The 19,719-nt window shown below is 46.7% G+C and carries 16 protein-coding genes and 1 other RNA gene; 3 read left to right on the top strand and 14 right to left on the bottom strand.

Translation table 11 applies throughout. The features are described from left to right. Positions 1 to 369 precede the first annotated feature (369 nt). Positions 370 to 766: a transfer-messenger RNA gene (gene ssrA, locus ACTJLE_RS01480) on the top strand. Positions 767 to 868: 102 nt separating this feature from the next. Here ssrA and ACTJLE_RS01475 read toward each other — a convergent pair. From ACTJLE_RS01475 to ACTJLE_RS01460, 4 genes are all read right to left on the bottom strand, one after another. Continuing rightward, a complete protein-coding gene (locus tag ACTJLE_RS01475) occupies positions 869 to 1,342 on the bottom strand; it encodes a Fic family protein (protein WP_481267130.1) in 474 nt (157 codons plus the stop codon). Further along, on the bottom strand, positions 1,339 to 1,851 hold the full coding sequence (locus ACTJLE_RS01470; protein ID WP_481267129.1) for a Panacea domain-containing protein: 513 nt from the start codon (positions 1,849 to 1,851) through the stop codon (positions 1,339 to 1,341). The genes ACTJLE_RS01475 and ACTJLE_RS01470 overlap by 4 nt, the downstream gene beginning before the upstream one ends. A gap of 286 nt (positions 1,852 to 2,137) precedes the next feature. Then, the gene (locus tag ACTJLE_RS01465; protein WP_481267260.1) at positions 2,138 to 3,163 is read right to left on the bottom strand and encodes a universal stress protein; all 1,026 of its coding nucleotides are present in this window, start codon (positions 3,161 to 3,163) and stop codon (positions 2,138 to 2,140) included. 388 nt (positions 3,164 to 3,551) lie between these two features. Then, positions 3,552 to 4,667: a CHAP domain-containing protein gene (locus ACTJLE_RS01460; RefSeq protein ID WP_481267128.1), complete on the bottom strand. Its 1,116-nt coding sequence runs from the start codon at positions 4,665 to 4,667 to the stop codon at positions 3,552 to 3,554. Positions 4,668 to 4,906: 239 nt separating this feature from the next. Between ACTJLE_RS01460 and ACTJLE_RS01455 the strand changes: the two genes are divergently transcribed. Beyond that, entirely contained in the window at positions 4,907 to 5,161 is a 255-nt protein-coding gene (locus ACTJLE_RS01455) for a DUF2530 domain-containing protein (protein ID WP_479691551.1), read from the top strand. Between the two features lie 19 nt (positions 5,162 to 5,180). On the opposite strand, the gene ACTJLE_RS01450 is transcribed toward ACTJLE_RS01455, so the two are convergent. The 3 genes from ACTJLE_RS01450 to ACTJLE_RS01440 all read right to left on the bottom strand — a co-directional run bounded on the left by ACTJLE_RS01450 (position 5,181) and on the right by ACTJLE_RS01440 (position 8,883). Beyond that, positions 5,181 to 6,524 carry a sensor histidine kinase gene (locus ACTJLE_RS01450; protein WP_481267127.1) on the bottom strand — a complete coding sequence of 448 codons (1,344 nt, stop codon included), beginning with the start codon at positions 6,522 to 6,524 and terminating at the stop codon, positions 5,181 to 5,183. Between the two features lie 94 nt (positions 6,525 to 6,618). Beyond that, a complete protein-coding gene (gene miaA / locus ACTJLE_RS01445) occupies positions 6,619 to 7,623 on the bottom strand; it encodes a tRNA (adenosine(37)-N6)-dimethylallyltransferase MiaA (protein ID WP_481267126.1) in 1,005 nt (334 codons plus the stop codon). Between the two features lie 435 nt (positions 7,624 to 8,058). After that, the gene (locus tag ACTJLE_RS01440; protein ID WP_481267125.1) at positions 8,059 to 8,883 is read right to left on the bottom strand and encodes a GTP pyrophosphokinase; all 825 of its coding nucleotides are present in this window, start codon (positions 8,881 to 8,883) and stop codon (positions 8,059 to 8,061) included. 172 nt (positions 8,884 to 9,055) lie between these two features. Here ACTJLE_RS01440 and ACTJLE_RS01435 point away from each other — a divergent pair, with 172 nt between their 5' ends. Then, positions 9,056 to 9,802 (top strand): Bax inhibitor-1/YccA family protein, encoded by a 747-nt coding sequence (locus ACTJLE_RS01435; RefSeq protein ID WP_481267124.1) that lies wholly within the window; start codon positions 9,056 to 9,058, stop codon positions 9,800 to 9,802. A 1,096-nt stretch (positions 9,803 to 10,898) separates the two neighbouring features. On the opposite strand, the gene tuf is transcribed toward ACTJLE_RS01435, so the two are convergent. The 7 genes from tuf to ACTJLE_RS01400 form a co-directional block, all read right to left on the bottom strand. Next, entirely contained in the window at positions 10,899 to 12,098 is a 1,200-nt protein-coding gene (tuf, locus tag ACTJLE_RS01430) for an elongation factor Tu (protein ID WP_481267123.1), read from the bottom strand. Positions 12,099 to 12,266: 168 nt separating this feature from the next. After that, positions 12,267 to 14,396 carry an elongation factor G gene (fusA, locus tag ACTJLE_RS01425; protein WP_119487381.1) on the bottom strand — a complete coding sequence of 710 codons (2,130 nt, stop codon included), beginning with the start codon at positions 14,394 to 14,396 and terminating at the stop codon, positions 12,267 to 12,269. Positions 14,397 to 14,438: 42 nt separating this feature from the next. Beyond that, positions 14,439 to 14,909 carry a 30S ribosomal protein S7 gene (rpsG, locus tag ACTJLE_RS01420; RefSeq protein ID WP_004127577.1) on the bottom strand — a complete coding sequence of 157 codons (471 nt, stop codon included), beginning with the start codon at positions 14,907 to 14,909 and terminating at the stop codon, positions 14,439 to 14,441. Positions 14,910 to 14,912: 3 nt separating this feature from the next. After that, positions 14,913 to 15,284, bottom strand: coding sequence for a 30S ribosomal protein S12 (gene rpsL, locus ACTJLE_RS01415; RefSeq protein WP_003813881.1), 372 nt, complete (start codon positions 15,282 to 15,284; stop codon positions 14,913 to 14,915). A 304-nt stretch (positions 15,285 to 15,588) separates the two neighbouring features. Continuing rightward, positions 15,589 to 16,872, bottom strand: a complete 1,284-nt coding sequence (locus tag ACTJLE_RS01410; RefSeq protein WP_481267122.1) for a cell division protein FtsQ/DivIB — start codon at positions 16,870 to 16,872, stop codon at positions 15,589 to 15,591. A 57-nt stretch (positions 16,873 to 16,929) separates the two neighbouring features. Further along, the gene (murC, locus tag ACTJLE_RS01405; RefSeq protein ID WP_481267259.1) at positions 16,930 to 18,480 is read right to left on the bottom strand and encodes a UDP-N-acetylmuramate--L-alanine ligase; all 1,551 of its coding nucleotides are present in this window, start codon (positions 18,478 to 18,480) and stop codon (positions 16,930 to 16,932) included. Positions 18,481 to 18,499: 19 nt separating this feature from the next. Beyond that, positions 18,500 to 19,714 (bottom strand): UDP-N-acetylglucosamine--N-acetylmuramyl-(pentapeptide) pyrophosphoryl-undecaprenol N-acetylglucosamine transferase, encoded by a 1,215-nt coding sequence (locus tag ACTJLE_RS01400; RefSeq protein WP_481267258.1) that lies wholly within the window; start codon positions 19,712 to 19,714, stop codon positions 18,500 to 18,502. Positions 19,715 to 19,719: the final 5 nt, after the last annotated feature.

Genomic DNA, 19,719 nt, shown 5'->3' with positions numbered 1-19,719 from the left:
AGCTAAATGAGACACTAACGCAGAAACCATACTGCACGAAAGTCCATAGTTGGTGATTTATCGCTCGCTTGTTAGCTCGCTTACGAAACTCGCGTTGAAAGCACACTGTGCTTTCAACCTAAGCGAGTTTCCGCTCCGAGTTGCCTTCGCGCGCTACGCTCCAAGCGCTCAGGCACGTCGTCGCGCTGCACGAAAGTCCGATAATCGCCAATCGTAGGCCCTGGTGCAGTAACCGTACTGCACGAGTGTCTCAAAACCGCAGCGCTCAAGCAGGTCGTCGCGCGTGTAAAAAAATATGATACAATGTAAAAACGTGTGCTTAAGCGCAACAAATGCGCTTTAAAGCAACGATTGTTTGAAAAATCAAAAGGGGTCGATCGGTTTCGACGGCGATCTGTTCGCCGCGGGGAAGCGTGCCGAGAATGCGAAAGTCCACTCGTAAACGTCCTTTCGCAAAAGAATAAGTGCTAAATCTAATCGCACTGAGTTCGCTCTCGCTGCCTGAGCTTCGCGCCAGGATTAACCAGTGAGCAGCTGCTCCGTTCACCCACTCACGTCTTCGGGGTGGTGCTGAACGTCATTAGAAGACTTGCTTGAATTGCCGGGCTGCAGGGCAATTCAGGGACTTTTTCTGTAGATATGCTCGCCATGAATTGTCTGCGATAACATGGGGGCAGAAAAACTGCCGCACGGCCAGCAGACTACGCACGTAGAAGACCGAGGGTACGGTCACCGGACCGGGGTTCAATTCCCCGCGACTCCACGAACGCAATAACGCCACTGCTACACCATCGCCTAGCGAACCGGTGAACAGTGGCGTTTTTGTTGTAAAACTCAATGTTTCCAATGCTTCAGTCTCAAAAACTAATTAATTAACTTCATTCGATAATAAATGTGCGTGTGAACGTAACTGTTCAGCTAAACTCGCACGCGCAATCTTACCTTCAACAATATTCTGAATCCACTTATATAAAGCATTGTCAAAAGGATTCGCACTATCCTCAATATCAAGAATAATCCCATTATTGCGAAGTAAAGCTACACATGTTAATACTGTTGTACGCTTATTGGCATCAGGAAAAATATGGTCTTTAGCGAGATGCGTAGCAAAGTCAGCGATTTGGTCAAAAATATCCGTATAATTATTTCGATCAGCTGGAGAGCTATCAAAAATAATCGCAAATGAAGAATACAAAACATTTTCAACACTGCCCTGAACTTCTTGCTTAACAGTAGCAAGTCCTTGGCTTGTATCAACAATCTCTCGTTGAATAGAACATACTATCTCTGCGAAGGCAATAATCTGTTCCTCATTCCAAACAAGAGCATCATACTGGCTCATGCGTCACCAAGAATACGCAAAGTATTAGGATACTGTTTTTTTACAGCATCTACAGCACTAATAAAAGTATTTTTCTTAGCAGGATACGAAGTAACATCTGACGATTGCAAAATATTCTGTACAAGAATCGGTTTATTTTGCGACGCATCATACACATTGTGCCACGCACCGCCAGCACGATGAACATAATTTACTAAATCAAACGAATTCATCCAGGCATATTTTTCAACAACAGTATCTACAATGCGATCAGCATACTGGTTGGTTTCGTGATTAGGCGCATTGAAAATACGATTTCGCCCAAACTGCTTAAACTCGTTATAAACGCTAGGTTCTACAGGGCCATATTCCCAAGCTTGAATCTCATCCGTAAATAACGGATGCTCAGGATTATTACGCAACGATTCTACTTGTGCAAAATATACTAGTTTATTCAAAGTGAGATTGGTTAATGCTAGCTTTTTTCCATATCGCTCAATAAAAATTGATGCTATATCTAAAGCTTTCATATTTAATCTCCTTTCAAAAAACTTATTATGCATATACAAGTAAGATATATTTTACAGAATATCTTGTTAATATTACCATAAAAACACAAGATAAGGCGATATTGAGCGCATTGGTACTAAAACGTTATTCTATGAAACTCTTAGAGAAATAAGGCATTAGCGGCTATTAAATGCCAATTCCCCGCGACTCCACAAACGCAAAAACGCCGCTGCTGAAACAGTGGCGTTTTTTGTAGTAAAACCTTCAAAAGCGCTAGCAAGCACTAGCAAACGCTAGCAGAAAGCACTAGTGAAGCGGATCAATCGTCTGCTCAATCTCCTTAGCTGCTTCCGCACCAGCCTTCGGCACATCAACCTCATGCACGCCGGAAATATCATCAATAGACGCCTCCGCAACGCGCTTTTGAGCCTCCGCAACCTGGGCCGCGCTATATTCCACATATTTTCGCGGAACTACATACACTGGCCTCGAAGAATGTTGCAACAAACCCTGGCTAATCGAACCGAGCAACAAACCCGTAAAACCGCCGCGGCCGCGCGAACCAACCACAACAAGATCGTGATTCAAGCTAGCCTGAGTCAGCGCATCTACTGCAGAGCCAGGCACAACAGTGCGGTGAATTTGCAAATTCGGCAAATTCTTCAAAATTGGCTTCACGCGCTCCTCAAGATCTTCCATATAAGATCCCATAACTGCAGTGTCTCCCTCAGCACCTTGCACGCTCGGCACCGCGGAAATAACATCCAGCTCAGCATTCCAACTATCCGCCAAATTGGCGGCAATTTCCAACGCCTTAAGACCCCACTTAGATTCATCCGAACCAACAGCAACGCGAGAAATCGTATTATTCAAGTGAATTCGCTGACCGTCGTCGTCCGTGTAAGGCACAACCACAATCGGGCAGTACGCGTACGCAGGAAGCGAAGAGCTAGTCGTTCCGAGCAAACGCTCAGCCAAGCCGCCCTTACCGCGGTTGCCAATCACAATAAGCTGATAATTGCGCGAAAGCTCAACGAAAACCGACGAAGGATCGCCCGTAACAATCAAAGTAGTTGCGTCAACACCCTGCTCAAGTGCTACAGCCTTAGCTTTTGAAAGAATTTCTTGCGCATCGTGATGAGCTGCGTTATCGTCGCCAATCGCAGTATACGTGGCATCAAACGAAACCGCCGCATAGCTCGGCAAAGAATACGCGCAAACGATTTGCAATTGCAAACCGGCATGTTTTGCGTAATTTGCTGCCCACCAAACTGCCTTATAGCTCGCGTGAGAGCCATCAACTCCAACCAACACAGCCTTTTCGGGAATCATCACCAACCTCCTCATACAGGCACTCGTGGCAGCAGCGTCACTCGTGCGCAAACGTATTTACTATTGTAGCGTAATTTTAGATTGATTGCTGGTAGTTTTGCAGATTTGCGGATTTTGGGGGAAATGCCGGGAATCTTCCGACATGCGCGCAGAACGCCAACTGCACCAATGTCCGAAAATCGACCACCAAAGACCATAACGCAGAACATCATCTGCACCAATGTCGCCGCGAGCCAATCTTCCAACCCGCGCGCAGAACGCCAACTGCACCAATGTCCAAAAATCGACCACCAGAGACCATAACGCAGAACGCCAACTGCACGAATGTCGCATCAAACAAAAAAGCCGGAGAAAAACTCCGGCTAATATTCGCAAATTCGCAACAATATCAGTAGTGAATAAACTGATAGCTATAAAGCTGATTAGCTTCAAACCTACGAGAGAAAGTCCTGCCGTTGAAAGAAGAACCGGACTCAGAAGTCTCAACCGAGCCATCCGGATTAATCTTCTCAACAACCGCCACATGACCATATACCGAGCTAGAACCAGCCTGCCCAGGGCGGAAAACCATAATATCGCCAACGTGACGGGCAGAATTATCAACCCAATAACCAAGCGCACGAGCGGAATCAGCCCACATGCCACCATTACCAAAATGCGAACCAACTGGCAAACCAAGCTGATGACGGCGCAAATACACCCACCAAGTGCACTGGCTAAACTCGTAAGCATTGCCAATATCGCCGGTTCCATGATTTGGATTAAAGTTCTTAGGCAACACGTCAGCGTCTTTATCCATCAACAATGCAACTTGAGGATTATCCGCAGCAGAACGCGACATTTCCGAAATATTAAAGCTTGAGCCAGCGCCAAGATTCCACGAATCCGACTGCGAAGACGTTGTAGAAGCAGTGCCCGGCTGATTAACAGCATCGCCATACGCATTAGCTTTCGCCGAACCAGCATGCACATCGTTTTCCAACTCGTTTACAGCATTGTCGATTACAGCCATAGAGTTAAGCGGCTCACGCTGAGTAGAACGAGACACCTCAACGTTGGAATCATCCACAGTAGACATGGCATTCGCAACTTCAGCAGCGCGCGAATCCAAGCTATTAACTTTAGCAAGCGACATGGTCGTAGCAACAGCACCAACCATTGCAACCAACGAAGCGGAGAAAACCAAGCGACGACGACGATCATTAGCAAGCCTCGACAAGCGAAGTTCGCGCCTAGTTTGCGGAATAAGCTCTTGCAAACGCTGCGAAACTGCCTCTGGAATCTCTACAACAGCACCATTGCTTGCAGAAATAGCAGCTAAACGCTCGCCAGCTAAAGAATTTTGTGCGCTAACTTGTGCGCTAACTTGTGCATTACTTTGCGAAACCGCACGAACACCATGCGCGCCATGTGCGCCATGTGCACCACGTTTCGCTACAAACAACGAAAGCGGCGAATCATTACGCCCCTTTGATTTTGTAGCACCATGTGCAGCATGTCTCATACGAATCACTTTCTAACGATTTCGAATTACGTACCACGGCAACAAGCAACATCGTTACGTTTGCCGAATTACTTTATTAAGGGTACAACGTGGCGCGGATGTTGGAAACGCAGACATCTTCAAATAAGCAATTTTGTGTTTGAACTTCAGTAAGTTTTGTGCTTGAATTTCAGTCAGTTTTGTGCTTGAACTTCAGTAAGTTTTGTGTTTAGACTTCAGTCAGTTGTATGGTTAGAAATATGAAGTTTGCACCTATAGTTAATCCAGATGCGCGTAAGCCTGCACCGAAGCCGCTTCGCGTTGATTTGCGAAAGATTTTTGCTATAGGTACAGTTGCGTGGCTTGTTGCAACATTAATTGCGACTATTATTGCGTTTTTGCATATTACTACGTGGTTTCCTGCGCTAATTTGCGCAAGCGGTGCGACTATTGGCGTTCTGCTTTTAATTTGGGAGCATTTTGATCGGTGGGATTATCGCCGATTAGGTAAGTAAATTAGGCTGATTAAGCAGATTAAGCAGAAGGCTGATTAGCAGAAGGCTGATTAGGTAAATTAGGCAGCGCAAAACTTACCGTCGTCCCCTGCCCCGGCCTACTCCAAAGTGTTATATTTCCGCGATGCGTAAGCGCCACATGCTTAGCAATCGCAAGACCCAAGCCGACGCCATCCTGACTTTTAGTATTCTGATTATTCGCACGATAAAATCGCTCGAAAATTCGCGACTGATCTTTTATATCAATTCCAACGCCGCGATCCACCACGCGAATTACAACGTACTGGCCGTCAGCAGAAAGCGCAGCAGATACTGAAACCGTAGAATTTTTTGGCGAATACGTAATCGCATTTTCAACCAACTTGCGAATTGCAGCTTGAATCTGCTCAGCTTCTCCGCGCACACGCAAGGACGAATCAGCCTTAAAAATAATGCGCACGAAAGAATCTTGTGCAAATGAAGAAACTTGCTTTTGAACGAAATCAAGCAAATTCGCAATAGAAAGCACTTTCGCAGACGAAATATCGATTGGATTTTGCGCGCGAACAAGCCAAAGTAAATCTTCAAGCATATGCTCAAGTTTTTTAGAAGATTTATTTGCGATTTGCGCGATTTCCTTAATTTTTTCTGCCGATACTTGATTATCTTGTAAAATATTCGTAAGTTGCGTCAAGCTGCGAGTTGAGCTTATTAGCTGCTCCGAAACGTTGGAAATAAAGTCGTCGCGAGTTTGCGCAAAACGGCGCGCGGCGCTCGTGTCCTCAATAATCACCACAACCATTCCGCGCCCAACGCTGCCAACCGTAGCAGTAAGCCAATTTGGTCTAGAAACAGTAGTTGATTCTTGAGATTCCTCATCCGCCGCCGCATAGCGCTTAGGCGTGGACGTGACCAAGGAAAAGCGCTCGAATCCGCCGGAAGCGCGCACGGAATTAACAGCTTTAATTACGCGAGGCTGGCACAGAGAATCGTCACTAACAATGCCCAGCAAATAAGCTTCAGAACTTGCGCGAATTACGTCATTTTCGCCATCGATTACGACGGTTGGCATATTAAGCATGGCCAAAACTTGTGAAGCATCGTCGCTTACGTCGTCACTTGCGTCGTAATTTGCGTCGTAATTTGCATCGTCGCGCAAGTCGTCATTTTCGTAATTTGCGTCATTTTTCGAATTGTAACGAGAGACGTAACGAGAGCCGTAACGAGAGCCGTAACGAGAGCCGCGAATCCTATTAAACGCGCGCAACAAAAAGCGCCAAACCGGCGAAAACCAATCCAGCGAAAGCACAATAAGCGCAATCACAACGCATAGCGCAAGCACGCCGAACGCTATAAACACAACCACAGAATAGTCTTGAGGCATACTCTTATATTCTCATATTTCTTGAGATTTAGTAAATTTTTACTGAGATTCCGACATTTTCTTTACAACGCTGTAAAGTAACTGTCGATATTTTCTACACAGATCCAAGATGATGCTGAGTTGCGTGCTCAGTTGCGTCGGAGATGTCGCCGTCAAACTCACCAGCATCCGCAGCATCAACTAGCGCGAGCGCAGCATCCGCAACATCTGGCCGCAACGCGTCAAGCCAGTGAATGCGCGCATCTCGCCCAAACCAGCCCATCTGCTTGCGCGCAAGTCGCCGCGTTTTTTGCGCAATATCCTCAAAAGCCTCGTCCTCGCTCCAAACGCCATCTAAATAATCCATAATCTGCTGGTAGCCGAGCGCACGAGCCGCCGTAACCCCCAAACGCCCGCGAATTGCGCGCACTTCGTCCACAAAACCCTGCTCACGCATCAACTGCGTACGCAAATTCACGCGCTTATCCAAATCATCGCGACGCAAATCCAAACCAATTTGCACGCAATCAATCACATAGTTATAGCGCGGAAGCGTTGCGGAATAAGGCTTTCCGGTAAGCTCAATCACTTCAAGCGCGCGAATTGTGCGGCGAGGATTGCGCGCATCCATATGAGCCGCCGCAACCGGATCCTTCCTCTGCAACTCCGCAAAAAGCGCGCCCGCACCCTCCTTGCGCTCGCGCTCCTCCAAAGCCGCGCGAACAGACTCATCCGTGCCAGGAAAAGTAATATCATCCACGGCAGCGCGCGCGTACAATCCCGAACCGCCAACTAAAATCGGCCTCACACCGCGCGATTGCAGCTCACGAATGCACTTTCGCGCAAGATCTTGAAAACGCGCGACGGTCATTGTTTCTTCCGGATCGATAATATCGAGCAAATGATGCGGCACTTCCGCCTGCTCCTGAGCGCTCGCCTTCGCCGTACCAATATCCATATGACGGTACATTTGGTACGCGTCTGCGTTGATGATTTCCGCGCGAACGCCGCGTTCAGCTAGTTTTTTCGCCAGCGCAATGCCAAGACTTGTTTTGCCGGAAGCTGTAGGGCCCACGATTGAAATCACTTTCGGTACGTGATTCTGCTTATTTTCCGCCACGTCACGCTCCTTCAACACGGCACGCTTTCAATGAATATTTATCTAAATATTATAGTTTACGTTACTATTTGTTTGGTGTTGCGCGAGTTTTGGGGGATTTCTCTCCTCGCAAGTTCCCGTCCTTCGTCGCTTTGGCTGTTAAAGGTTTTACTGTCTGCTTTGTTCTTTAAAGAACGTTGCTTCCTCAGTCCTCTTTTATTGCTCGTAGAGAAATCCCCCAAACTCTGCGTGTTTAATCTTTAATAACCGTGCCTTATCGCAGAGATTTTTCGATTTTTCTTCTTCGCTCGGCTTGTCAGCAGCCTTCGGCTCTGACGTCCGCCTTCGTTCAGTGCGAAAAATCTCAAATCTCTACCACACTAACATCCACACGACTGAATAACGCACAATTAAGATGTAAAAGAAGCTATAATCCCAAGTCCGCTGAAACGATTCTCACGCTTTGCTATTTGGGGCTTCTTCAGCTCGAGGAGCGCCGTTAATATCGCGGTGAATGCCCTGCATCTGCGCCTCAATATTTTGCAAACTGCGCGCGCAATCAAGCAAAGTCTGCGAATGCTCAGCCAACTTAGCATCCGGCAAACCGGCTTTATAGCGTAAAGCATGCTCCAAGCTAGCCCAATAATCCATTGCAATTGTGCGGAATTGCACCTCAACCGGCGTGTAATGCGCGCCCGACGATAAGAACACAGGCACTGCGTAAATCACGTGCAAACTGCGGTATCCATTTGGCTTAGGATTTTTAATATAATCCTTTACTTGCAGCACCTGAATGTCGGTTTGCTTAGAAAGGTACTGCGCTACGGAATACACGTCGTCGCAATAATTGCATATGACGCGAATGCCGGCGACGTCGAAAAGATTGTCGCGTATGGAGCGCGTAGAAATATCGAGGTGGCGTCGCTGCAACTTTTCAAAAATCGAGTGCACTGACTTAAGGCGGCGCTCCATGTGGTGAATTGGGTCGTGTGAGAAGCGCACTTGGAACTCGCTGTCGAGAATCTCAAGCTTTGTGCTGATTTCGTACATTGCGCCTTCGTACACTTGCATCATGTTTACGAATTCGTCGATTTGATCTTCCGGCAGCATTGGGGAGTTGGATTTGCCGCAGTTTGGGCAATTATGCGGAATGTGCTCGTGCTGCTCGTGCGTATTTGTATTAGTATTATTTTCTGCGCCCTGCTCACTAATTGCTTCGTTGCTATGAAGGCGGGCATACAATTCTGCTGCGTTTACGCGATTATGACGATCAAGTATCACGTTTTTCTATAATACTCTAGAAACTGCTAAACTGTAAAAGAACCTATGGTCTATTTGTGCAAATGTACTAAATTGCGTTACATTTTTTAGCATTTTTTAAGATGCGTCATTTAGAATGTTATGAGAACGTTGTCTTGACAGCGTTTTATTTCATGGCTGTTAAGGAGAAATTATGACAAACTTTACTCAAGATTATTACGGGAACAGCGCTCCCGAAGTAATCGACACTAATGCCACGTATGCTTTTGAAGAAGCAAAAAGAGTTTCTGTAGGCCGCACTTATGGCGAAATGACGCTTGGTCTTATTGTTACTGCTCTCGTGGCAATGATGACTCAAACTGGTAATTTATTCTTGAACTTTATGCTTGCAACTCGCGGCTGGGGCTGGCTTTTGCTAATCGGCGCGCAAGTTATCATATCTATTTTTATGGGCACTCGCATTATGAAGATGAGCGCTACTACTGCGCGCGTTCTGTTTTACGTTTATTCTGCTCTGACCGGTTTTACCATGAGCACTATTTTTATGGCGTTTAGCTTAGGTTCTATCGCTATCGTATTTGCGTTAACTGCAGGATTCTTCCTTTGCTTGACTATGCTTGCGCTTACTACAAAAAAGGATTTGCTTAAAGCAGGCCCTATTCTTATGGTTGCGCTTGTTGTGTTGGTTATTACGCAAGTTATTTTGATGTTCGTTGCTCCTGGTGCAGGAGTGTTGCGAATTGTTGCTGCTATTGGAGTTCTTATTTTTGCTGGTCTTACTGCTTATGATGCGCAAGCAACTCGCTCGCTTCTTGATCAGTACGCAAATCAGCCGGAAATGGTAAAGAAGCTTTCTATTTTCTGCGCTTTCCAGCTTTATTTGGACTTCATTAATATGTTCATTTACTTGCTAGAATTGCTTGGAAATAATAGAGACTAGCTTACTGAATATCTAACTAAATAACTAACTAAATAACTAACTAACCCTGCTGGATTCATTCGGCAGGGTTTTTTATGCGCTCAAGCATGTCGTCAGCGCACAAATGGAGCGTAGAGCGAGGGTTAACCCTCCAAACATGAGATAAACTCCCGGCGAATATAGTTAAAAGCAGAAAACAGAGACACGCGCGCAGAACGCAAACTGCACTAATGTCCGATAATAGACCACCAGAGGCCCTAACGCAGTACGCTAACTGCACGAAAGTCGAATTACTCTGTCCTTCAGGCCCTAACGCAGTACGCCAACTGCACCAGTGTCGCAAAACAAGCTAAATGAGACACTAACGCAGAAACCATACTGCACGAAAGTCCCATAATCGCCAACAATAGACCCTGGTGCAGTACGCTAACTGCACTAATGTCCGATAATAGACCACCAGAGGCCCTAACGCAGTACGCTAACTGCACGAATGTCGAATTACACTGTCCTTCAGACACTAACGCAGTACGCTAACTGCACTAATGTCCGATAATAGACCACCAGAGGCCCTAACGCAGTACGCTAACTGCACCAGTGTCTCAAAACAAGCGAAATGAGACACTCGCGCAGAAACCATACTGCACGAAAGTCCCATAATCGCCAATCAGAGGCCCTGGTGCAGTACGCAATCTGCACGAAGGTCGCATAACCGCAGCACTCAAGCAGGTCGTCAGCGCGCACCAGTCACAACCTAGTTTCTAAAGCGCGCCACACTAATCTGCCCTGCCTTCGTCTTTATTGACGAAGGCAGACCTCGCTTGCGTTGAAAGCACACCGTGCTTTCAACCCTTAGCAAGCTCGGCGCTCCGAGTTGCTTTCGCGCGCTAAATCGCAGCGCTCAAGCAGGTCGTCGCGCACGTTTGGAGCGCTAACCACGCTGATTCGCTCCAAACGTGAGAAAAGTTGCGCGCGTTTGGAGCGCTAACCACGCTGATTCGCTCCAAACGCGAGACAAATTTCCCACATTTGGAGCGCTCATGAATACAACAAAAGACCCCACAAGTTTCCTCGCGGGGTCTTTGTTAAGCCTTAGCTAATACTTTCAGTTAAGAAAATACTAGGCAAGAATCTTGGTCACACGACCGGAACCAACGGTACGGCCACCTTCACGAACTGCGAAGGTCAAGCCCTCTTCCATTGCGATGGCCTGGATCAACTCAACAGTGAATGTTGCGTGATCGCCTGGCTGAACCATCTCAACGCCGTCTGGCAAGGTGATAACGCCGGTGACGTCGGTGGTGCGGAAGTAGAACTGTGGGCGGTAGTTGGAGAAGAACGGCGAGTGACGGCCACCTTCGTCCTTGGTCAAGACGTAAACTTCGCCTTCGAACTTGGTGTGTGGGGTCACAGAACCTGGAGCAGCCACAACCTGGCCACGCTCAACGTCGGTACGGGTGATACCACGGAGAAGAAGACCAGTGTTATCGCCAGCTTCGGCCTCATCCATCTGCTTGTGGAAGGTCTCGATGGAGGTAACGGTGGTGGTCTGGGTGTCACGCAAACCAACGATCTCAACTGGAGTGTTGATTGGGAGCTTACCACGCTCAACACGACCGGTAACAACGGTACCACGACCGGAGATGGTGAACACATCCTCGATTGGCATCAAGAATGGCTTGTCAAGATCGTGAACTGGGGTTGGGATGTACTCGTCAACAGCCTTCATGAGTTCCTTGACGGTCTCTACCCACTTGTCGTGATCTGGAGCGTCATCGTGCAAAGCACCGTAAGCAGAGGTGCGGACGACTGGGCAGCCGCGATCGAAGCCGTTTTCTTCGAGGAGGTCACGGACCTCTTCTTCAACGAGGTCAATAAGCTCTGGGTCATCAACCATATCGCACTTGTTCAAAGCGACGAGGATCTTCGGGACACCGACCTGCTTTGCGAGCAAAACGTGCTCACGGGTCTGAGCCATAGGACCATCGGTAGCAGCAACCACGAGGATTGCGCCATCCATCTGAGCAGCACCGGTGATCATGTTCTTAACGTAATCAGCGTGGCCTGGAGCGTCCACGTGAGCGTAGTGACGCTCAGCGGTCTGATACTCGATGTGTGCGATGTTGATGGTAATACCGCGTTCCTTCTCTTCTGGAGCGGCATCAATCTGATCGAAGTCATACTGAGGGTTCAGATCAGGATATTCGCTGTGCAGCACCTTAGAAATAGCCGCGGTCAAGGTAGTCTTACCGTGATCGACGTGGCCAATGGTACCAATGTTAACATGCGGCTTAGTACGCTCGTACTTTTCCTTTGCCATGTGTTTGTCCTCCTGGACGTCTCGTAGTTTGCCTCGCACATTTGTGAGAGGTCTTTCGCTACATATTACTGGGTTTCTGGGTTAGGTGCCACTTCGGTGCCAGAACCCAGTCAACGTAGGAAATTCTAGCGTTGACCGGGGACAGAAAACACCGAAGTAGCGTGCGCTTTATTCGCCGCGCTGAGCCTTAATAATCTCGTCCGAAACGGCCTTCGGGACCTCTGCGTAAGAGTCCATCTGCATGGTGAACATTGCGCGGCCCTGAGTCTTGGAACGAAGATCGCCAATGTAGCCGAACATTTCGCTCAGCGGCACCTTGGCGTCGATGACCTTCACGCCGGTTGCATCAGTCATAGACTGAATGTTACCGCGGCGAGAGTTCAAATCGCCCATGACATCGCCCATGTACTCTTCTGGAGTACGGACTTCGACTGCCATAATTGGTTCGAGAATTACCGGATTAGCCTTTGGAGCAGCTTCCTTGAAGCACATGGAACCTGCAATCTTGAAGGCCATTTCCGAAGAATCGACATCGTGAGTCTGACCGTCGGTGACGGTTGCCTTTACGCCCACAACTGGGAAGCCAGCCAACACGCCGGATTCCATAGCTTCCTGCACACCTGCGTCGATGGAAGGAATGAATTCCTTGGTGATGTGGCCGCCGGTAACTTCGTTGAAGAACTGGTAGGTTTCGCCAGATTCGGTATCGAGAGGCTCGAAGTTCATCAAAACCTTTGCGAACTGACCAGAACCACCGGTCTGCTTCTTGTGAGTGTATTCCTGGTTCATAACAGCCTTACGAATGGTTTCGCGGTAAGCAACCTGTGGCTTACCAACATTCGCTTCGACCTTGAACTCACGGCGCATACGATCAACGATAATGTCAAGCTGAAGCTCGCCCATACCGGAAATCAAAGTCTGACCGGATTCTTCATCAGTCTTAACCTGGAATGTAGGATCCTCGTCAGAAAGCTTAGCCAAAGCCAAGCTCATCTTTTCCTGATCAGCCTTCGTCTTTGGCTCCACAGCCACCTCGATAACAGGATCTGGGAAGGTCATGGATTCCAAGGAGATTGGGTTCTTTTCGTCGCACAAGGTATCACCAGTGCTGACGTTCTTCAAACCAACGAAGGTGTAGATGTTGCCGGCTTCTGCGGAATCTACAGGATTTTCCTTATCAGCGTGCATCTGGAAGATCTTACCAACGCGTTCCTTCTTGGACTTCGTGGAATCGTACACAGAATCGCCTGGCTTAACTTCGCCAGAGTAAACGCGCACGAACACGAGCTTGCCGTAGAACGGATGGGTGGAAATCTTGAAGACCAATGCTGCGAATGGATCGGTGTTCACTGGCTTACGGTCGATTTCAACGGATTCGTCGCCTGGCTTGAAGCCCTTAATGGATGGAACATCCTCTGGGCTTGGAAGGAAGTCAACAACGGCATCCAGCATTGGCTGAACACCCTTATCCTTGAATGCAGAACCGCAAGTTACTGGGAAGGCCTTACGTTCGATTGTAAGCTTACGAATACCAGCGCGCATTTCTTCTTCAGTAAGTTCGCCGGATTCGAGATACTTCTCAACCAATTCGTCATCGGCTTCAGCAACCTGATCCATAAGCTCGGCACGATACTGCTCGGCACGCTCTTGCAAATCTGCAGGAATGTCGACGGTGTCATAGTGAGCACCCATATCGTCCTTAACGTCATTCCAGACGTAAGCCTTCATACGAATCAAGTCAACAACACCAAGGAAGTCGTTTTCAGCACCGATTGGAAGCTGAATAACGAGTGGGGTTGCGCCGAGCTTCTCTTTGATGGTCTTGACGGAGTAGTAGAAATCAGCGCCAAGCTTATCCATCTTGTTAATGAAGCAAATACGTGGAACGCTATACTTATCTGCCTGACGCCACACGGTTTCAGACTGAGGCTCCACGCCTTCCTTACCGTCGAAGACTGCAACAGCACCATCGAGAACACGAAGGGAACGCTCCACCTCAGCGGTGAAGTCCACGTGGCCTGGGGTATCGATGATGTTGATCTGGTAACGGTCATCAACGTCATGAGTTTGACGCTTCCAGAAGCAGGTGGTTGCAGCAGACTGAATAGTAATACCGCGTTCCTGCTCCTGAGCCATGAAGTCCATTGTAGAAGCGCCATCATGGGTTTCACCGATCTTGTAATTCTTACCAGTGTAGTAAAGAATACGTTCGGTGGTAGTAGTCTTACCAGCATCGATGTGTGCCATGATGCCGATATTACGAACCATATTCAGGTCGTTAAGCACATCTTGTGCCATATTCTTATCCTTAGCTCTTTAAGATACCGATTATCTTGTGGATTACCAGCGATAGTGAGCAAAAGCCTTGTTTGCTTCTGCCATCTTGTGGGTATCCTCGCGGCGCTTCACAGAAGCACCCAAGCCATTGGAGGCATCGAGAATTTCGTTGGCCAAACGCTCAGCCATAGTCTTCTCACGACGAACGCGGGAGAAGTCAGTAAGCCAGCGGAGGGAAAGAGTGTTTGCACGAGCAGGCTTAACTTCGACTGGCACCTGGTAGGTTGCACCACCGACGCGGCGGGAACGAACCTCAAGGCTTGGACGAATGTTATCAAGAGCGCGCTTCAAAACAGAAACTGGCTCCTGCTCGGTCTTTGCCTTCACCTGCTCAAGAGCGGTGTAGACGATGTTTTCTGCGATGGACTTCTTACCATCGAGAAGAATTTTATTAATCAACTGAGCCACGACGGTCGAGCCGTAGATTGGATCAGGAAGCAGCTGATGCTTTTTTGCAGGTCCTTTACGTGACATGTTTTACTTCGCCTTCTTTGCTCCATACAGGGAACGACCCTGCTTGCGGTCCTTGACACCCTGGGTATCGAGCGCACCACGCACGATGTGATAACGAACACCTGGGAGATCCTTCACACGGCCACCACGCACGAGCACAATGGAGTGCTCCTGCAAGTTATGACCTTCGCCTGGAATGTAGGCGGTTACTTCAATACCAGAGCTGAGGCGCACACGAGCAACCTTACGAAGCGCGGAATTTGGCTTCTTAGGAGTGGTGGTGTACACACGGGTGCACACGCCACGACGCAGCGGGCTACCCTTCAAGGCCAAAGTCTTTGACTTTTTCGGCTTGGCCTGACGTCCCTTACGGACGAGTTGTTCAATCGTAGGCAACTTAAGTTCTCCGATTCATTGATAACTTCTTTTAGGTGAAAACCGCCACACTGCAGCACACCTTAACGCATGAATCGGTTAAAGAGTAAAAGCCACAGTCCACCGGCCCGATGGCCCTAGTATTTCAAGCCACGCATTACTGCGCGCTATCTTCAATACTTGGGATATCCCAACAAGCACGCCTATTACATAAGGCACGCCGTTGGCACACACGAATTACTATTATACACCAACTCTTGACAATGCGATTTTCTGTTTTACTTACGTTATTTTCTTACGTTATTTTCTTACTTTATTTTCTTACTTACTTAAGAATCGGCCTAACTGGAGACGACACATCCAGCTGTTTCTTATCTCCCATTTTGCTAGGGTCGTCAATAATTTTAGCCACAATCGCCTTTTTTAATTCAAGCTGTGAAGAATTGCCCCAAATAATAGTTCGCTTTATATCCCCAAGCTCAGTTTCCACAGAATCTTGCGTTTTTGCGCTAACTTTAGTAACGCGCGCACGCATTGATTCAGGCAGCGAACTTACTATTTTTACAGCTTCAAGAACGGCGCGATTATTAAAAATTTTCGCCCCATTAGCCACTTCAATCACAGGTATGCCCTTAATAGAAACATTCGCTACAGCGTTTAAAACTCGACCCTTTGCGTCTACTGCAGTAAGTTTGCTGCTATCTTTTGTTTTTAACATTGCAGCAGGGCGTTGTGCGCGAATAACAATATTCAATCCGTGAGGAAAATCTTTAGTAACTTTTGCTTCCGTAACACCAGGAATATCGTTTAGTTGCCCAATTACTTCTTGAGAAGATACTAAAAATAGAGATTTATTTACTTGCGTTGAAGCAATTAAGTAAATTCTTTGCTTACTCACCCACTCGTTAGATCCAGAAATACTAATATTGCTAGATTTTAAAAGAAATATTGGCGAGAAAAATAGTAGCCACGCTGTAGCAGACGCAACAATTGCAACAAGCAGAACAATTAAAAGTCTTTTAAGCGTGAATTGCAAATAAGCAGATTTACGTTCCTTTAAGCGCTCGCGGAAATTCGCCATACGCGGTCGAGCCATCATTCCAAGAGATCCGGATGTTTGGCTTAAAGTTTTCTTTACAAAATCTAGCTTTGGAAGAAGCCTAGCATCCACAAAACTGCCTTGATTGTGCTTTTCTTTATTGCTTACAACGCGCATTTCATCAGTTCGCTGATTAATTATATTGTTTTGTTCGCGCTGTGATTTTTTAATAGAAAAAATTGACCTAGGCTTAGTTAAATGATTTTTAATTACGCGCGTTTTAGCAACGCGAGTTTTAATTACTCGAGTTTTAGAAATACTAGGTTTAGAAATACTAGATTTAGCAATACTAGGTTTAGAAATACTAGATTTATCGACTACAGATTTACTAGAATTCTGCTTGATTGTGTGAGATTTAGCAGTGCGCGGCTTAGTTATATAAGATTTACTAATACGAGATTTAGTAATACGCGATTTAACAGCTCTTGCTAAATTAAGGCTTGAAACGGTACGCGGATGCGGCTTATTTGCAGCACTGTCATCTGACTCGCTTGGCTTTACGCTACCCATACCGTTACCTTTCAAAAACTTTAATCTCTTAAATTAAGCCGACTTTAGCAAATAAGATTACAATGCACCTAGCATAACAGACGTCATAGCAGTAATACTTCCTGCACCAACAGTAAGAAGCACATCTCCAGATTTTGCGCGATTAGCTAACTTCAGCGCAGCTTCACGCATATCGTCAACCGCTTCCATCGGCACGCTAATTTCCTGATTTTTAGCAGCTTCAACGATTGTAGACGCATGAATATTCGCAAAATCTTCCTGCTTTTCTCGAGCAGGGAAAATGCCTGTAACAATCACATCGTCCGCTAAAGCCAAAGCCTTCGCAAACTCCTTCGCAAAAGCGCGAGTGCGAGAGAATAAATGCGGTTGGAATAGCACACGAAGAGAAGCATCAGGGTAACGCCTTCTTGCAGCACGCAAAAGCGCCTCAATTTCTGTTGGGTGATGCGCATAATCATCCACAACCGTAACGCCATTAACGCATCCGCGAATATCAAAACGACGCGAGGCTCCCCTAAAACTTTTAGCACCGCGCGCAGCATCTTCCGGACTCATTCCAAGCAATACTGCGGCAATAATCGCCGCGGAAGCATTCAACGCATTATGCAATCCTGGAATAAGCAAGCTGACTTTTACGACGCAAGAATCCTCACTTTTCACAATATTTTTTGGCAAAACAAGCGTAAATTCTTCCATACCGCTAAAAGCTTGCTCGCTTTCATGCTCAATTGCAGCAAACATTGCTAGCTTTTGCACGCGCTCGCTTACTGAAAGCTTCCAAGTATCCGCGCTACCGTAAGCTACAGTAGAACGCAAAGAATCATCCGACATTGCTTCAAGCACTTGGCGAGCGCCATCATCGTTTGCGCATATTATTACGTTTTTAATTGCGTGACTTACGTGTTCAACAAAAGCTTCTCGATATTTTTCGCCAGATCCGTAATGATCTAAGTGATCCGCTTCTGCATTTGTTACGATTGCTACTTCTGGATGGTATTTTTCAAAACTTCCGTCCGATTCGTCTGCTTCGGCAACCATAACGCTTCCATTTCCTGCGTGGCCGCCGTCTATTACGCTGCCGTCTGCTGCTTGAATTGATCCGCCTATAGCATAGCTTGCATCCGCAAGTTCTCCAGTGCCAGAAACGTTTAATATGTGAGCTAGAAGTGAGCTAGTTGTGGTTTTTCCATGCGCTCCGGCAACAGTTACGCCGCGTTTTGAAGAAAGCAGTAAAGCGAGAATATCGCTTCTGTGCACAAGTTTTACGCGCAGCTTTTGTGCTTCTACAATTTCGGGATTGCTTGGTTTAATTGCGCTTGAATATACGAGCACGTCCGCGTTCATAACGTGAGAAGCGTTCTGACCAATTTTTACTTCAACACCTAATTCTTCCAAGCGTTGAGTGTGATCATTTTCTTCTTTATCGCATCCGCTAACTTTTACGCCTTCTTCGTGAAGCATTTCCGCAAGCACGCTCATACCGGCACCACCTATGCCAATAAAATGAACTCGCCCAAGCGAAGAAAGGCTTTGCGAATTGCTAAATGCTGCTTTTACAGGATTTAAGTCAATATTTTCCGAGTCAATATTTTCACATAATGGATTCATGCTATTTACGCTATTCATGCTATTTACGCTTGTCATCATTTCCGCTTTCTTTTGCGATTTCAAGAATACGCTTTGCCATAACGTCTGCAGCGTTGCGAATACCGTATTTCCAAGCGTTTTCACGCATATTTTGTAAGCGTTTCGCATCTTTCAATAATGCTAAACCTTCGCTTCGCAACCATTCTTCATTAAAATCGGCATCGTTTACTATTACTGCTCCCCCAGCTTTCGCCACAGGCTCCGCATTAAAACGCTGCTCGCCGTTGCCAATAGGAAGCGGCACGTAAACTGCTGGCAAGCCAAGAGCGGAAATTTCTGCAACCGTTCCAGCTCCCGACCTGCAAATAACTAAATCTGCACAAGCAAAAGCCCAGTCGATTCTTTCCAAATATTCCGCAATATGATAATCGCCTTTTCCAGCATTTTCAGGATTAATATCGTTTATTTGAGCTTCCCCAGCTTGATTTGCAACAATATTTCGCACTTCTTTAGATTTTGCGCGACCAGTTAAGTGAATTATTTGCGCGTATTCAAGTAAGTCTTTAGAAGCTTTAGCAACAGATAAATTAATACTTTTAGCGCCTAAAGATCCGCCAGTAACAAGCAATATTGGTTTAAGTGGATCTAGTCCCAGATTGCGAGCGCCTTCAGTGCGTGCAAGATCCGGATTTTCTTCTATTTTTTTGCATAATTTTGCAATTGTTGGCCTTAATGGTAAGCCAACGCGTTTAGTTATAGCACCTTTTTTAGCGCGCAAACCTGTATTTTCGTAAGCACTGCCTATTTCTGTAGCCCAGCGAGCACCAAGTTTATTGGCCATTCCAGCTTTTGCATTCTGTTCGTGAATAATAATTTTAATATGCTTAGAATGCGCTTCTGAATACACAGGCGCAGAAGCGTAACCGCCGAAGCCTACAACAATATCTGCTTTTCGCTTTTTTAGAATATTTGCGACTTTGCGTTTTTCACGCATCCAGCGAATTGGGAATTTAAGAGCATTGAGATTTGGTTTTCGCGGAAACGGCACTTTTTCAATAGTGTCAAGTTCGTATCCTGCTTGAGGAACAAGATTTTTTTCTAATCCTACTGCCGTTCCAATAACGCTAATATGCGCGCTAGAGTCGTAATTTTTAATCGCGTCTGCAACTGATAGCAACGGATTAACGTGTCCTGCAGTTCCCCCACCTGCAAGCACAATATGCACTTCTTTTTTATTCGTATTTTCAGGATTCATCATTG

It is taken from the genome of Gardnerella sp. CCPDSM (assembly GCF_056754715.1).
The sequence above is the reverse complement of the archived record's forward strand: the minus strand, read 5'-3'. Positions and strand labels throughout refer to the sequence as shown.

Coding starts and splice junctions, on each gene's coding strand:
- ACTJLE_RS01475 (WP_481267130.1), bottom strand. CDS start 1,342: ATGAGCCAGTATGATGCTCTTGTTTGGAATGAGGAACAGATTATTGCC.
- ACTJLE_RS01470 (WP_481267129.1), bottom strand. CDS start 1,851: ATGAAAGCTTTAGATATAGCATCAATTTTTATTGAGCGATATGGAAAA.
- ACTJLE_RS01465 (WP_481267260.1), bottom strand. CDS start 3,163: ATGATTCCCGAAAAGGCTGTGTTGGTTGGAGTTGATGGCTCTCACGCG.
- ACTJLE_RS01460 (WP_481267128.1), bottom strand. CDS start 4,667: ATGAGACATGCTGCACATGGTGCTACAAAATCAAAGGGGCGTAATGAT.
- ACTJLE_RS01455 (WP_479691551.1), top strand. CDS start 4,907: ATGAAGTTTGCACCTATAGTTAATCCAGATGCGCGTAAGCCTGCACCG.
- ACTJLE_RS01450 (WP_481267127.1), bottom strand. CDS start 6,524: ATGCCTCAAGACTATTCTGTGGTTGTGTTTATAGCGTTCGGCGTGCTT.
- ACTJLE_RS01435 (WP_481267124.1), top strand. CDS start 9,056: ATGACAAACTTTACTCAAGATTATTACGGGAACAGCGCTCCCGAAGTA.
- tuf (WP_481267123.1), bottom strand. CDS start 12,098: ATGGCAAAGGAAAAGTACGAGCGTACTAAGCCGCATGTTAACATTGGT.
- fusA (WP_119487381.1), bottom strand. CDS start 14,396: ATGGCACAAGATGTGCTTAACGACCTGAATATGGTTCGTAATATCGGC.
- rpsG (WP_004127577.1), bottom strand. CDS start 14,909: ATGTCACGTAAAGGACCTGCAAAAAAGCATCAGCTGCTTCCTGATCCA.
- ACTJLE_RS01410 (WP_481267122.1), bottom strand. CDS start 16,872: ATGGGTAGCGTAAAGCCAAGCGAGTCAGATGACAGTGCTGCAAATAAG.
- murC (WP_481267259.1), bottom strand. CDS start 18,480: ATGAATCCATTATGTGAAAATATTGACTCGGAAAATATTGACTTAAAT.
- ACTJLE_RS01400 (WP_481267258.1), bottom strand. CDS start 19,714: ATGAATCCTGAAAATACGAATAAAAAAGAAGTGCATATTGTGCTTGCA.